Genomic DNA, 14,522 nt, shown 5'->3' on the forward strand with positions numbered 1-14,522 from the left:
CTCTTACGCCTCCTTCTTTTTGTTTTTGCCGAGCGCGACAAAGAGTTTTTCGAGCGGCATGCGCACCATATTGTCGAGCGCCCCGGTGAACATGATCACAAGCGCCTGAATGACGACAACCAGCTCGCGCGGGATCGATTCCCAGAACGACAGTTCAGCACCGCCTTGGTAGAGAAAGCCGAACAACAGCGCGGCCAAAAGGATGCCGATGGGGTGGTTGCGCCCCATGAGCGCGACCGCGATGCCGATGAACCCCGCACCTTCGACGGCGTTGTCGATCAGGCGCTCGGCCTCGCCCATGACGTTGTTGATCGCCATGAGACCGGCCAGGCCGCCAGAGATCAGCATCGCGATGATGACGATGCGCGAGGGGTTGATGCCGGCGTATTTCGCCGCCGTTTCCGACTGACCATAGGCGCGGATTTCATAGCCCAGACGCGTTTTCCAGATCAGAATCCAGAACAGGAACGTGCAGAGAAGCGCCACGAAGAACGCCATGTTGGCAGGCGCGTTGGGCGAGAAATTGATGCCGAAAGGGGCCAGAATTTCAGAGAAATTCGGCAGGTGCGCGCCCTCGGGGAAACGTGCGCTTTCCGTGAGCATCGAGCCGGGCACTTTGAGCACTTTGGTCAAGAGATAGCCCAGCAAAGCCGCGCCGATATAGTTGAACATGATCGTGGTGATCACGATGTGACTGCCGCGTTTGGCCTGTAGCCAAGCGGGGATAAAGGCCCAAGCCGCGCCAAAGAGGGCGCCGCCGATCATCGCCGCAGGAAGCGCGAGCGTCCAATGCGGCCACGGCACAGCAAGGCAGACAAGCGTCACACCCAAGCCCCCCAGCATCGCCTGACCTTCGCCACCGATGTTGAACAAACGCGCGTGATAGGCGACCGCCACGGCGAGGCCCGTGAAGATGAAATTGGTGGCGTAATAGAGCGTGTAGCTGATCCCGGAGGTCGAGCCGAAGGCACCCTGCACCATGGTCTTGATCGCCACCACCGGGTCTTTGCCGATGGCCCAGATCACCAGACCGGAAAAGAAAAACGCCAGAAGAATGGAAATCAAGGGAATGAGGACGGCATCCGCCCATTTCGGCATCTTGTTCATTGTGCCTTCTCCTCATCTGTAATCCCGGCCATCAACAGGCCAAGCTCGCCCTCGTTGGTCTCAGAGGGCAAGCGTTCGCCCATGATCTGACCGTCGAACATGACGACGATCCGGTCCGAGAGCGACATGATCTCGTCAAGCTCCACGGAGACCAAGAGGATCGCCTTGCCCTCATCGCGCAGCGCGACGATTTGTTGGTGAATGAACTCGATCGCGCCGATGTCCACACCGCGCGTCGGTTGGCCCACGAGCAAGAGATCAGGGTTGCGCTCGATCTCACGCGCCAGCACGATTTTCTGCTGGTTGCCGCCGGAAAACGACTTGGCTTCGAGCTTTGGGTTCGGCGGGCGGACGTCGAATTTGTCCATGCTGGTCTGCGTCATCGCCTTGATGCCCGCATTGTCCATCAACAGCGCGTTCTTCTGATATTCCGGCGCGTGGTGATAGCCGAAGACCATGTTTTCCCAGGCCTGAAATTCGAGGATCAGGCCCTCGTCATGGCGGTCTTCGGGGACATGGGCAATGCCGCGCGCGCGGCGGGTCTGGCCGTTGGAATGTTTGCCAGAGAGATCAATCTCCTGACCGTTCATCAGGATTTTGCCGGTGCCGGTCTGATAGCCGCCCAAGACTTCCAAAAGCTCAGTCTGACCATTGCCTGCGACGCCACAGATGCCAAGGATTTCACCCTGATGCACCGTCAAATCGATGCCTTTGACGCGGCGAACGCCCTGTTCGTCCACGACTTCGAGGTTCTCGATCTCGATGACGGGCGCGCCGGGCGTGGCGGGCTTTTTGTCGACGCGCAGCAAGACCTTGCGCCCGACCATCAACTCGGCCAGCTCTTCGGGGGAGGTCTCTGCGGTCTTCACGGTGGCGGTCATTTCGCCACGACGCATGACCGAAACTGTGTCGGTGATCTCCATGATTTCACGCAGTTTATGCGTGATCATGATGATGGTTTTGCCCTCTTTCTTCAGCCCTTCCAGAATGCGGAAGAGGTGATCGGCCTCGGCAGGCGTCAGCACGCCGGTCGGCTCATCGAGGATCAGGATGTCGGCCTGACGGTAGAGCGCCTTGAGAATCTCGACCCGTTGCTGGTGGCCCACGGAGAGGTCTTCGATCAAGGCGTCCGGGTCGACGGACAATTCATATTCGTCAGAAAGCTGTTTCAACAGCTTGCGGGCCTTGGCGAGCGAGGGCTTCAACAGCCCGCCGTCTTCGGCGCCCAGAATGACGTTTTCCAGAACGGTGAAGTTTTCCACCAGTTTGAAATGCTGGAACACCATGCCGATGCCGGCGGCGATGGCCTCCTGGCTGTCGGAGATGTTCACCTCCTGGCCGTTGATGATGATCTGGCCCGCGTCCGCCTTGTAGAACCCGTAAAGGATCGACATTAGCGTGGATTTGCCCGCGCCATTCTCACCGATGATGCCATGGATCGAGCCTTTGGCGACCGAGATGGAAATATCCTTATTGGCCTGAACCGGGCCGAAAGCCTTTGAAATCCCGCGCAATTCGATCGCGGGGGCGGAAGCGGTGGGGGCGACAGTCTCCTGCCGCCCCGCCTCGTTCTGAACGCTCATGCGACGCTCGCCTTAGTAAGCCGGGCAGGTTTCGTCGGACATGTAGTCGTGGACCACAACCTCGCCGGAGACGATTTTCGCGGTGGCGTCGTCCATGGCGGCTTTCATCTCGGGCGTGATCAGCGCTTCGTTGTATTCGTCGATGGCGGCGCCCACACCGTCATTTGCCAGACCCATCACAAAGATGCCGGTTTCCAAATCTTCGCCCTGCATGAAGGCGTCATAAACGGCGTTGTCGACGCGCTTGACCATGGAGGTCAGGACGTGGCCCGGTTGCAGGTAGTTCTGGTTGCTGTCCACACCGATGGAGAGCATGCCTTCGTCGGCTGCGGTTTGCAGAACACCGAGGCCCGTGCCGCCAGCGGCCGCAAACACCACTTCGGAGCCAGCCGCTTTTTGCGCGCGGGTCAATTCGCCGCCCTTCACCGGGTCGTTCCAGGCCGCAGGCGTGGTGCCGGTCATGTTGACGATGACATTGCCCTCGGGTTTCACGGATTTAAAGCCCTGCGCGTAGCCGCAAGCGAATTTGGAGATCAGCGGGATGTCCATGCCGCCAACGAAGGAGACGGTGTCGCCCTCTGCGGCGTAGGCGGCGGCGACGCCCACCACATAGGAGCCTTCATGTTCGTTGAACACCACGGAGCGCACGTTCGGCGCGTCGACAACCATGTCGATGATGGCGAATTTGGTGTCCGGGAAATCGGCCGCCACGGTTTCAAGCGCGGTGGCAAAGGAGAAGCCAGCCATGATGATCGGGTTGAAGCCGTTCTCGGCAAAGCGACGCAGCGCCTGTTCGCGCTGGGCGTCGGATTGCAGCTCGACGTCACGATAAGACCCGCCGGTTTCGGCCTTCCAACGCTCGGCACCGTTGTAGGAGCTTTCGTTGAAGGATTTGTCGAACTTGCCACCGAGGTCGAAAATGATCGCCGGATCGGCCAGAGCGGCACCGGAGGTCAGTGCAAGTGCGGCAGCGGCGCCGAGGAACGTGGTCTTCAGGGTCATGAATGGTCTCCCGTTATATACTGGTCTTGGGATCGCCTCTGAGAAGGTCACGACTGAGAACGTCACGTCGTCTCGTTCGAAACAGTCACCTGATGCGACCCATGTAAGCGAGCACAGTCTCGCCTTGGCAGGGATTAGGGCGTGTCCCTGCCGAAGGGTCAATACACATTTTGCCAAATTTGACCAAATGGTCGCCGATACTGGGGAGTTTCCCACGGGCGCGACCTTATGACGTTGGGTTACGAATGAATTATACGCTTTTCAAAAATCAGCGCGTCGATTTTCGCCCCGTCGGGGGCCGTGTAATAGGCCTTGCGTCGACCGGATTCGCTATAGCCTTCCGAGAGATAGAGGGAAATCGCCGCCACGTTGTCGGCCGCCACCTCGAGAAAGGATGCGCGCGCGCCCTGAGTGCGGGCGGCGGCGTCATAGGCGTTTAGCATCCTGCGCCCAAGCCCTTGCCCGCGCGCCTCGGGAGAGACGGCGATGGTCAACAGCTCGGATTCTTCGGCGACATAGCGGCCAAGTGCAAAGGAGGGGCCATCGCCCGTGACCAGAAATACGCCCTGCATAGACAAAAGCCCCGCAAACTCGGTCTCGGACCAAGGGCGGGGCGTCTCGAAGCTCGCCGCATGGATATCGGCGAGCATTTCAGGCGTGAACTGGGTCACTTGGGCGGCGACTTATGCCGCAACCGGGCGCACTTCGAGCACTTCGGGGATGTAGTGGCGCAGCAGGTTCTCGATGCCCATTTTCAGGGTCAGTGTCGAGGACGGACAACCGGCGCAGGCGCCTTGCATGTGCAGGTAAACGATGCCGCGGTCAAAGCCGTGGAAGGTGATGTCGCCACCGTCTTGCGCCACGGCGGGACGCACGCGGGTGTCGAGCAATTCCTTGATCTGGGTGACGATCTCGCTGTCGGGGCCGTCATGATCGGCGTGGCCGCCAGAGGTGTCTGCGCCTTGACCGGCCATCACCGGTTCGCCGGATTGGAAATGCTCCATGATCGCGCCCAGAATGGCGGGTTTCACGTGGTCCCAATCGGTGTCGTCCTCTTTCGTCACGGTGACGAAATCGGAGCCAAAGAACACACCCGCGACATGGCCGACCTTGAAGATGCGGCTGGCGAGCGGCGAGGCGCTTGCGGCCTCTTCCGTTGTGAAATCGGCGGTGCCGGCGTCCAGAACGGTCTGGCCGGGCAGGAATTTCAAAGTGGCGGGGTTCGGCGTGGATTCGGTCTGGATGAACATGGCGCGTATTCCTTAGTAGACAGGTCGGATATGCGCCTTGTGGCGCCGAAAGTCAAGATTTAGAACAGTTCTAAACTATAGCGTCAGATGATCAGTTGTTCAAGCTCTGTCTCGGGAATCCCGCGCACGGCCCAAAAGGCCACCGCCTCGGCACCGATCATGTCGAGCACGCGTGTCAGATCGCGGTGGTTGCAATGCCGCCAAAGCGCATAGGCCGTGGCGTCGATCACATTGAGCGGCGTGATGTTGTGCTCCTTGCGCACCGTTTGCGCCTCGCGGATCAACTCGGACCGCGTGCCAAAGGGCAGGGGCACCGCATCGACTCGCCAATTGAACACCAGCATCGCGCGCAGGCTTGAGGGCAGCACATCGCCAAAGGCAATCACCTGTGGCGGGGTGAGGCGACGGCGAAAGGTCTGTAACACGCCATCGACCGCCGTATAGGTCATGCTGTCGCTGTCCATGGCGTGACCCATGCGGTCCTTGGCGTCCTTGAGAAAGGAGTGAAATTCCTTTTCCGAGTGCAGGTAGCTCGCGAGTGTCGGCATCAGGTCACCGCTTCGAGGCGTTCTTTCGACATCTCGCCGGGGACAAGCGTCATCGGAATGGGCAGGAACCCCGCCTGTTTGGTCATCGCGGAGACAAGCGGGCCGGGGCCGGATTTCTCCGTGCCTGCGCCCAGAACGAGGACGCCGATTTCGGGGTCTTCCTTGACCTGTGCCAAGATTTCATGCACCGCCTCGCCTTCGCGGATCACCAATTCGGGGTCGATGCCCTGACGATCGCGCATCCATTTGGCGAAGACCTCGTAATGCGCGACGATCCGGTCGCGGGTCTCTTCGCGCATCAGATCGGCAACCCCGATCCAGTGGTTGAACTCTTCGGGCGGGATGATCGACAGGATGGTGACACCGCCGCCGGAGTTCGAGGCGCGCATGGCGGCAAAGCGCATGGCGTTGAGACATTCGCGGCTGTCATCGAGGATCACGAGAAACTTGCGCATGGGGGCCTCTTTGGTCGTGCTCGTAATAAGCTTAGGGGCAATTTCACGGCGATGATGACCGAGCCGGGCGCCAGACGCAACAGTTGGTAGATGTGAAAGCCTCAGAGACAAGATGGAGAAAACCCTCGGCTCCGGGAAGCCGAGGGTCCAATGAGGGTCTGATCCATCGGGGAAAATGATCAGAGCGTGCGCCTGACACAGACGCGTGCGAGACGGGATCAGGCGGGGACAGGTCTGATTCTGAATCGCTTGGGTCCCTTGATAGGGTGGATTTGAAACCCTTATGTGACATCCCTGCTGCGGTTTCAGACTTGTCTCGCGCGTCACCGCTTCGTGATTTGAAGGTGAGCGATGTTTTGCGTCTTTTGGCGCAAAATTGCAGACGTAATCGCATAAGAGGTCTTGAGATGTCCGAGATGAAACGCCGCCACTTTCTGGCGCTGAGCCTTGCCACGCCTTTTCTGGCGCGCGCCGCCTCCGCTCAAGAGGTCGGGTTGACCTTGCCGGAGGAGATGAAATCCACCGGGCCCGCGCGGCAGAATATTTCGAGCTTTCGTCGCATCGACTGGCAGGAGCATTTCGATGAGCTGGGGCAGGGCCGCATTGTGGCCGACACGGTGAGCCGGGCTTTGCATTTCTGGGGGCCGGATGGCACCTATAAACTCTACCCGACCTCTGTGCCGATCTCAGATGAGCTGACCCGGCGCGGCTATACGGAGGTCATTCAAAAGGTGAAAGATCCGACCTGGACGCCGACGCCCTCGATGCGCGAGCGCGATCCGAGCCTGCCGGTGACGGTGCCCGCCGGGCCGCAAAACCCGCTCGGTGTGCGGGCGCTTTATCTGAGCTGGCAGTACTATCGCATCCACGGCACCCACGACACGCGCAAGATCGGGCGGCGGTCGTCGGATGGCTGCATCGGGCTTTACAATGAGCAGATCGTCGATCTCTACGACCGCGTTGCGGTGGGAACGCGGGTCAAGCTGATCTGAGTATTTTCGCAGCAAAGGAAACGAAAAAGGGCGCCGAGACGGGCGCCCTTTGTGTTTCTTTTGGCGGGGGCGCGCTTAGCGCACGAACCCCATGATTTTGAAGGTTTCTTCCAAAATCGGCTGGGCGATCTCATTGGCCTTCTCGGCGCCTTTCGCCATGATCCGGTCGATCTCCGCCGGGTCGTTCATCAGGCGTTTCATCTCGGTCGAGATCGGCGCGAGATGTTCGACGGCAAGCTCGGCCAAAGCCGGTTTGAACTTGCCCCAACCCTGACCGCCATATTCCGCCAGCACCGCTTCGCCGGTCATATTGGCGAGACCGGCGTAGATGTTGACGAGGTTGCGCGCCTCGGGACGGTTGGCGAGGCCTTCCATCTCCTCGGGAAGAACCTCCGGGTCGGTTTTCGACTTTTTGAACTTCTTGGCGATGGTGTCCGCGTCATCGGTCATGTTGACGCGTTCCATGTCGCTTTCACCCGATTTGGACATCTTTTTCGTGCCGTCGCGCAGGTTCATCACCCGCATCGCCGGGCCTTCGATCACAGGGATGGTTTCCGGGAAGAAATCGACCTTGTAGTCGTGGTTGAATTTATTGGCGATGTCGCGTGTCAGCTCGACGTGCTGTTTCTGGTCCTCGCCCACGGGAACATGGGTCGCGTGGTAGACGAGAATGTCGGCAGCCATCAAAGAGGGGTAGGCGTAGAGACCCAAGGAGACGTTTTCGGCATTCTTGCCAGCCTTGTCCTTGAACTGAGTCATGCGGTTCATCCAGCCGACGCGGGCGACACAGTTGAACAGCCACGCGAGTTCGGCATGAGCCGGAACACGACACTGGTTGGTCAGGATCGAGGCGTCGGGATCAATCCCCGCGGCCAGATAGCCGGCGGCGACTTCGCGGGTGGCGTGGCGCAAATCTTCGGGGTCTTGCCAGACGGTGATCGCGTGCATATCCATCACGCAATAGATGGTTTCGAACTCACCGCCCTGCATCCCCACGAAGCGTTTGATCGCCCCGAGGTAATTGCCGAGAGTGAGCCCGCCCGAAGGTTTGATCCCCGAAAAGACGCGGGGGGTGAAGGCAGGCTTGTCCATCTGGAACTCCGTCACTGGATTAATAGGTGATCGTGGCTTACCTATGCCGGACGAGAGCGTCAAGGAAAGGCCCGTTTTATGTCCGATGATCCCGAGTATTACCGCCCCGAAGCGCCATTTAATGCGCTGCCGCCGATGGTGATTGCGATTGCTTTGGTGCTGGGCGGCATCGAGGTGGTGTTGCAACTTGGGCAGTTGGGGGTGATTGGCGGCCAACAGGCCGTGGGGTGGCGCATCGCCGCCATTGAGGATTTCGGTTTCTTCGACTCGATCTTCGAAGCAATGCGGGCGCAGGGCAGCTGGCCGTTCGAGCATGTCATGCGATTTTTCACCTATGCCTTTGTGCATTATTCCATCCTGCACGCGCTGATGGTCATCGTCTTCATTCTGGCGCTGGGCAAGATGGTGGGCGAGACCTTTGGAAATTTCGCCGTCTTGCTGATCTTCGTGGTGGCGACACTGGCCGGATCGTTGGCCTACGGGCTGGTCCTGACCACCAATGTACAACTCATAGGTGCCTATCCGGCGGCTTATGGATTTATCGGCGCTTACACCTTTATCCTCTGGCTCGGACTGGGCAGGATGCAACAGAACCAGTTGCGGGCCTTTACTCTGATCGGCCTGCTGATGGCGTTGCAGTTGCTCTATGGGTTGCTTGGCTGGGGCTCAGGCGATTGGGTGTCGCGTCTGGCAGGCTTTGTGGCGGGGTTCGGCACGGCGGCCTTGCTTGTGCCGGGGGCTTTTGGTCGCATTTTGATGCGGCTGCGTCAGCGGTAAAGGCGCTTACATCCACTAAAGTCCTAACGGGCATTAAGGTTAACCTGATTAACCTTAATGCGAGGTAGAATGAGAGCAGGGGCCAGTGTCGGGCCGCGAGAACGACCTCACCCGCCCCGCCGCACCGAGCCTTTCAATTCGGCCATGCGTACCGCACCGATCAAATGCGCGAAGGTGAAATAGCCAACGATCCCAAGCGCCACCAACAAAAGCGTCCCCAACCCGCGCGACAGCTCGAACACCGGTGACAGCGCCATTTCTCCGCCCCAAAGCAGCGCCCCCATCATGATCGAGGCGATCAGAATACGCGGCGCGCGGCGGATCAGGCGGGTGTCGGCATGGACATCTTCGCCCATGCTTTTCTTGCCAAACCACAAGAGTGCCACCATGCCCCAGGCGGCCAACGTCGTCGCGAAAGCGGCGGCGAGATAGCCGACGACAAAGGACAGGCCGACGGCGACGACGGCGTTGATCACCATGGCGTAGAGCGCAAAACGGAACGGCGTTTTGGTGTCTTCGCGGGCGAAATACAAAGGTTGCAGCACCTTTTGCATCACAAAGGCAGGCAGGCCCAGCCCGTAAATCATCACCGCCAGTGCGGTTTTTTGCGTGTCCTCCGCCGTGAAGGCGCCGCGCTGGAACAGGAAGGAAATCAACACATCCGGAATCACGATCAGCGCCACGGCGGCGGGCACAGTGAGCAAAAGCGCAAACTCAAAAGCCCGGTTGTAGGCATCGCGGGCGCCCTTGTGATCGCCTGCCTGAAGGCGGCGTGACAGATCGGGCAAAAGCACGATGCCGATGGCAATCGCGACCACGCCCAGCGGCAATTGATAGAGACGATCCGCGAGGTTCAGGTATTGGATTGCGCCTTCTTGCGAGAAAGACGCGACCTGACGCCCGACCAGAAGGTTGATTTGAACCACACCACCCGCCAGTGCGGCAGGACCGGCCAGAACCAGCAGAGATTTGATCTCTGGCGTCAGATGCGGCAGGCGCGGGCGCAGGTTGAACCCGGCCTTGGCGGCGGCGATCCAGACCACGGCGAGCTGCGCGGCACCTGCAACCGGCACCGCCCAGATCAGCGCACGCTCGACGGAAAACCCGAGTTTTGAGGCCGCAATCATGGCCACCGAGAGCACGACATTGAGCATGACAGGGGCGGCGGCTGCGGCGGCGAAGCGACCGGTGGCGTTCAGGATACCGGAAAACAGCGCGCCCACCGAGATGAACAGCACATAGGGAAAGGCGATGCGGCCAAAATCAACGGCCAGATCGAACCTTTGGTCGCCAATGAGGCCTGCCGCCATCAGCGTGACCAAAGCCGGCATGAACAGCGTCGCCAAAAGCGTCAGCGCAATCAGCGCGGTTGCCAGCACGGCAAGCGTCTCTTCGGCAAAGCGTTTGGCGTGATCTTCGGCTTCGACCTTTTTGGAGAACATCGGCACAAAGGCGACGTTGAGCGTGCCCTCGGCAAAGAACCGGCGGAACATGTTGGGCAGCGAAAAGGCAACGGCAAAGGCTTCGGCCACGGGACCCGCGCCAAAAAACGCCGCGATCAGCGCATCGCGGACAAAGCCCAGAATGCGGCTCATCAGGGTCCAGCCGCCCACCGTGACAAAGCCCCGGACAAGGCGGATCGGCTTCATTGCGCTTGCGCTCGTTTCGCGCCGGTCACGATGGCCTCGCGCAGTTTCTTCTCAAGCGATTTGCGCTTGGATTCGGCATGGAGTTTCATCCCGAACATGTCCTTTACATAGAACACATCGACCACCTGCGCGCCGTAGGTGGCGATCTGGGCGGTGACGATGGAGATGCTGTTTTCGGCCAAAACCCGCGTCAAGTCGTACAAAAGACCGGGGCGGTCGCGGGTGTCGACCTCGATGATGGTGAAAATCTCCGAGCCTTCGTTGTCAAAGGAAATCGAGGTCGGCACATTGAATTTGCTTTCGCGTTTCTTGATCTTGTCGCGGGTGTCGAGCGCCTCGCGGGCCATGACCTGACCGCGCAGGATCTTGTCGATCATCTGACGCAGACGCGGCAGGCGGGCGCTCTCAAACGGATTGCCGTCATTGTCCTGAATCCAGAACACGGCGGTGGCGTAGCCATCCTTCGAGGTAAAGGTCCGGGCGTCGACCACGTTGGCGCCGACCAGTGCCAGAGCGCCTGCGAGCCGCGAGAAAATCCCGTGGTGGTCGGCCAGGGCGAAACAGGCCCGCGTGGCGTCGCGGTCTTCGTCCTGATGCAGGTCGATGCGAATTTCGTCGGCCTGAATGTCCTTGAGAAGATGCGCAAAAATCTCATGCGCGGCAAAGGGCAGACCCTGCCAATAGGTGCTGTAATGCCGCTGCAACTCGGTGCGTTTCTCGGCGGCATCCCAATCCAGAAGCCGGCTGCGCAGCTCTTTTTTCGCTTCACCTTCGCGGGCGTCGCGGTTGATCTCTTCGAGCCCGTGTTCAAGCGCATAGGCAGTCTGCGAATGCAGGTTGCGGATCAGCGTGGCTTTCCAGTTGTTCCAGACATCCGGGCCGACGCCGCGAATGTCGCAGACGGTCAGTACGGTCAAAAGATCGAGCCGCTCGCGGGTTTTCACCGCCTTGGCGAAATCGCGCACCGTGCGCGGATCAGCGATGTCACGTTTCTGGGCGATGTCCGACATCAAGAGGTGATAGCGCACCAGCCATTCGACGGTCTCGCATTCGGCGGGCTTGAGGCCCAGCCGGGGCGCCACTTTGCGGGCGATCTGGGCGCCGATGACGGAATGGTCCTCGACGCGGCCCTTGCCGATGTCATGCAGCAACATGGCGACATACAAAACCTTGCGGTTCACCCCGGTTTTCAGGATGCGAGTCGAGACGGGCAGGGCCTCTTCCAACTCACCGCGTTCGATTTCAGCGAGGTTCGAGATCACCTGGATCGTGTGCTCATCCACCGTGTAGCTGTGATACATGTTGAATTGCATCATCGCCACAATGTGTTGGAATTCCGGGATAAACGCCCCCAAAACGCCCAGCTCGTTCATCCGCCGAAGCGCGCGTTCCGGGTTGCCGTGTTTCAAGAGAAGATCGAGGAAAATGCGCTGTGCCTCAGGATCATTGCGCATCTCATTGTCAATCATGCGGAGATTGGCGGAGATCAGGCGCATCACGTCCGGGTGCAACAGATAGCCGGTGCGGAGCCCCTCTTCGAAGACACGCAACAGGTTGAGTTTGTCCGCCAAAAACGCCTTGCGGTCGCGCAGATTCAGCCGGTTGTGCACCATCTCATATTGATCGCCGACCTTGCGGCGACGTTTCAAGAGACGTTGCAGCGCCGGTTCCTGTTTGACGTGCTGGGCCTCCAGAGAGGTCAGGAAAATCCGGGTCAGCTCGCCCACGCGGGTGGCGTGCAGAAAGTAGTTCTGCATGAAATGTTCGACCGCGCGGCGGCCCGAATGGTCGATATAGCCCAGACGTTCGGCCACCTCGACCTGCATGTCGAAGGTGAGCTGATCCATCGGCCGCCCGGCAATCAGGTGCAGCGCGTTGCGGGTGGCATGCAGGAAGGTTTCGGCCTCTTCGAACTGACGATATTCGTCTTGGGTAAAGACACCCGCCTTGACCAGATCGGCGGTGTTGCGCACGCCGTGCACATATTTTGCGATCCAGAACAGCGTGTGAAGATCGCGCAAACCCCCTTTGCCCTCTTTGATATTGGGCTCCACCACATAGCGCTGGCCGCCCTGTTTGCGGTGACGTTCGGCGCGTTCTTCGAGCTTGGCTTCGATGAATTCGCGCGCGGTGTTGCGGAACAGCTCATCGCGCAGTTTGACGTGCAATTCTGTCGCCAGATCGCGATTTCCGGACAGGAAGCGCAGCTCCAACATCGCCGTGCGGATGGTGAAATCTTCTTTGCCCAGTCGGATACAATCGCGCACCGTGCGGGTCGAATGCCCGACTTTGAGGTGAAGGTCCCAGAACATGTAGAGCATGCTCTCGACCAGGCTTTCGATCCAGCCGGTGATCTTATGCGGGGCGAGGAACAGAAGGTCGACGTCGGAATCCGGCGACATTTCCCCGCGTCCGTATCCGCCCACGGCCAGAACGGCGATGCGTTCGCCTTCTGTCGGGTTGGGGTTCGGGTGCAGCTTCATCATTGCGGTGAAGAGCACCGTGGTGACCAAACAATCGGTCAACCAAGCATAGGCCCGAAGCGCGGGACGCGCGTTGCGGGGCGCATCGAGCATGGCTGCGGCGATGGCGGCGCGGCCCCGTTTCTGGGCCGCGTTCAGGACCGCGACAGTGGCCTTTCGGATCTCCGCATCACTTTTGGCGTCTGCCCATCCCGCTTCGAGCGCTTTTTCCACGGCGGAGCTGTCGAAAATGGCGTCTTGCGCGCAGATGAAGGTGCCCGAAGGCGTTGGCAGAAAGGCGGTGAGGGCCGGGTGATCAGTATCCGGCGCCACGGAAGGCTCTTGGGGCAGGGTCAATCTCGATTACCTGATTGTTCTGAATGGTCGCGATGGAGAGGCCGCGTTGGTTGGTACCGTCAGACATAAGTCTGAAAATCCCGTTCACACCGACAAAACCGGAGCCGCGGGTCAGACCCTGAGCGGTGAGCGCATTTTGGTTGCCGTCTTTGACCAATGCCCCGATGGCGGCGATGCCGTCATAGGCGAGACCGGCGAGGGCATGGGGCGCCTGACCGTATTTGGCGGAATAATGCGCGGAGAAGTTGCTGGTCAGCTGTTGGTCGGGAATGGCGAACCAGCTGTCTTGCAGGCCCGGAAGGCTCATCGCAGAGGCGGGCACGTTCCAGCGTTGCAAGCCGATATATTGCGGGTTCGGCGACTTGATGCCGTTTTCCGGCAGCATCTGCGCCAAAAGCGGCATGGCGCCGTCATTGCCGGAGGTGAAGAAGATCGCATCGGCATTCGAGCTGCGCGCGGCGTTGGCGATCGGGCGGATGGCCTGAACCACGCCTTGTTGGCTCAACTCAAAGCTCTGGGTGCCGGCGAGGGTGGCGCCCTGACGGCTGATCGCGGATCGGATGGCGCTGGCACCGGCATTTTCCGCCGGGCTGTTGCCGTTCACGACCATGATCCGGCCCTTGCCGTTGGAGCGCGCGTAGGACACCAGCCGGTTGGCGGTGTTCTCAAAGGTCGGCCCAAGGATAAAGACGTTGCCGCCCGCGACATCGGGGTTGTTGGAGAACGAGAGCACGTTGATGCCCGCATTGGCCGCCGGGATGCCCGCGAGTTTGGCGGAACCGCCGTAAACCGGGCCGAGGATGATCTTGGCACCGTCCTTCACCGCCTGAGTTGCGGCGGCAGAGGCGCGTTCGGCCTGACCGCCGGTCGGGTACACGCGCAGATCAATGCTAACGCCGTCGAGATCGGCCATCGCGAGGCGCGCGGCGTTTTCGATGGAACGCGCCATGCCGACGTCGCCGCCCTGTTGTGATTCGTAGGGCACGAGAAGCGCGACCGGCACTGGATTGGACGTGTTGATCTTCGGCCCCCCCGTGACAGGCAAAGCGCCCGGATCACAAGCGGCAAGAGCAATAACAGACAGGCCAAGCGCAACTTTGGTGAGCGACTTGCGGGCGGCGCGAAGAACGGCGAACATAGGGAAACCTCACTCTGGACGGCAAAGGCGCAACACGGGGGTCCGGTCACGCAAATTTGCGGGCAGACTATGCGACAGTCCTCAAAGAGTAAACGCTGCAAAGGGCAGAG

General features: G+C 60.1%; 13 protein-coding genes. 2 read left to right on the top strand and 11 right to left on the bottom strand.

Annotated features, from left to right (window positions below; all coding sequences use genetic code 11):
• Positions 1 to 3: 3 nt before the first annotated feature.
• The 7 genes from LC094_RS17060 to LC094_RS17090 form a co-directional block, all read right to left on the bottom strand.
• Positions 4 to 1,107 carry an ABC transporter permease gene (locus LC094_RS17060; protein WP_219786029.1) on the bottom strand — a complete coding sequence of 368 codons (1,104 nt, stop codon included), beginning with the start codon at positions 1,105 to 1,107 and terminating at the stop codon, positions 4 to 6.
• On the bottom strand, positions 1,104 to 2,690 hold the full coding sequence (locus LC094_RS17065; RefSeq protein ID WP_226554005.1) for an ABC transporter ATP-binding protein: 1,587 nt from the start codon (positions 2,688 to 2,690) through the stop codon (positions 1,104 to 1,106). The genes LC094_RS17060 and LC094_RS17065 overlap by 4 nt, the downstream gene beginning before the upstream one ends.
• A gap of 12 nt (positions 2,691 to 2,702) precedes the next feature.
• Entirely contained in the window at positions 2,703 to 3,692 is a 990-nt protein-coding gene (locus LC094_RS17070; protein ID WP_226554006.1) for a BMP family lipoprotein, read from the bottom strand.
• 239 nt (positions 3,693 to 3,931) lie between these two features.
• Positions 3,932 to 4,363, bottom strand: coding sequence for a GNAT family N-acetyltransferase (locus LC094_RS17075; protein WP_226554007.1), 432 nt, complete (start codon positions 4,361 to 4,363; stop codon positions 3,932 to 3,934).
• 12 nt (positions 4,364 to 4,375) lie between these two features.
• Positions 4,376 to 4,942 carry a NifU family protein gene (locus LC094_RS17080; protein WP_226554008.1) on the bottom strand — a complete coding sequence of 189 codons (567 nt, stop codon included), beginning with the start codon at positions 4,940 to 4,942 and terminating at the stop codon, positions 4,376 to 4,378.
• Positions 4,943 to 5,025: 83 nt separating this feature from the next.
• Positions 5,026 to 5,490, bottom strand: a complete 465-nt coding sequence (locus LC094_RS17085; protein WP_226554009.1) for a DUF2267 domain-containing protein — start codon at positions 5,488 to 5,490, stop codon at positions 5,026 to 5,028.
• On the bottom strand, positions 5,490 to 5,945 hold the full coding sequence (locus tag LC094_RS17090; RefSeq protein WP_226554010.1) for a universal stress protein: 456 nt from the start codon (positions 5,943 to 5,945) through the stop codon (positions 5,490 to 5,492). Before LC094_RS17090 ends, LC094_RS17085 begins: the two co-directional genes overlap by 1 nt.
• Positions 5,946 to 6,352: 407 nt before the next feature.
• On the opposite strand from LC094_RS17090, the gene LC094_RS17095 reads away from it, so the two are divergent.
• On the top strand, positions 6,353 to 6,937 hold the full coding sequence (locus tag LC094_RS17095) for a L,D-transpeptidase (RefSeq protein ID WP_226554011.1): 585 nt from the start codon (positions 6,353 to 6,355) through the stop codon (positions 6,935 to 6,937).
• A gap of 75 nt (positions 6,938 to 7,012) precedes the next feature.
• On the opposite strand, the gene trpS is transcribed toward LC094_RS17095, so the two are convergent.
• On the bottom strand, positions 7,013 to 8,029 hold the full coding sequence (gene trpS / locus LC094_RS17100) for a tryptophan--tRNA ligase (RefSeq protein ID WP_226554012.1): 1,017 nt from the start codon (positions 8,027 to 8,029) through the stop codon (positions 7,013 to 7,015).
• A gap of 78 nt (positions 8,030 to 8,107) precedes the next feature.
• On the opposite strand from trpS, the gene LC094_RS17105 reads away from it, so the two are divergent.
• Positions 8,108 to 8,806, top strand: coding sequence for a rhomboid family intramembrane serine protease (locus LC094_RS17105; protein WP_226554013.1), 699 nt, complete (start codon positions 8,108 to 8,110; stop codon positions 8,804 to 8,806).
• A gap of 107 nt (positions 8,807 to 8,913) precedes the next feature.
• Here LC094_RS17105 and murJ read toward each other — a convergent pair whose 3' ends face one another.
• From murJ to LC094_RS17120, 3 genes are read right to left on the bottom strand one after another with little or no spacing between them, the layout of a single operon-like run.
• Entirely contained in the window at positions 8,914 to 10,455 is a 1,542-nt protein-coding gene (gene murJ / locus LC094_RS17110) for a murein biosynthesis integral membrane protein MurJ (RefSeq protein WP_226554014.1), read from the bottom strand.
• Entirely contained in the window at positions 10,452 to 13,250 is a 2,799-nt protein-coding gene (locus LC094_RS17115) for a [protein-PII] uridylyltransferase (protein WP_404815038.1), read from the bottom strand. The genes murJ and LC094_RS17115 overlap by 4 nt, the downstream gene beginning before the upstream one ends.
• A complete protein-coding gene (locus LC094_RS17120; RefSeq protein ID WP_226554016.1) occupies positions 13,234 to 14,412 on the bottom strand; it encodes a penicillin-binding protein activator in 1,179 nt (392 codons plus the stop codon). Before LC094_RS17120 ends, LC094_RS17115 begins: the two co-directional genes overlap by 17 nt.
• Between the last annotated feature and the right edge of the window lie 110 nt (positions 14,413 to 14,522).

Source organism: Celeribacter naphthalenivorans, assembly GCF_020524585.1.
Lineage (GTDB): Bacteria > Pseudomonadota > Alphaproteobacteria > Rhodobacterales > Rhodobacteraceae > Celeribacter > Celeribacter naphthalenivorans.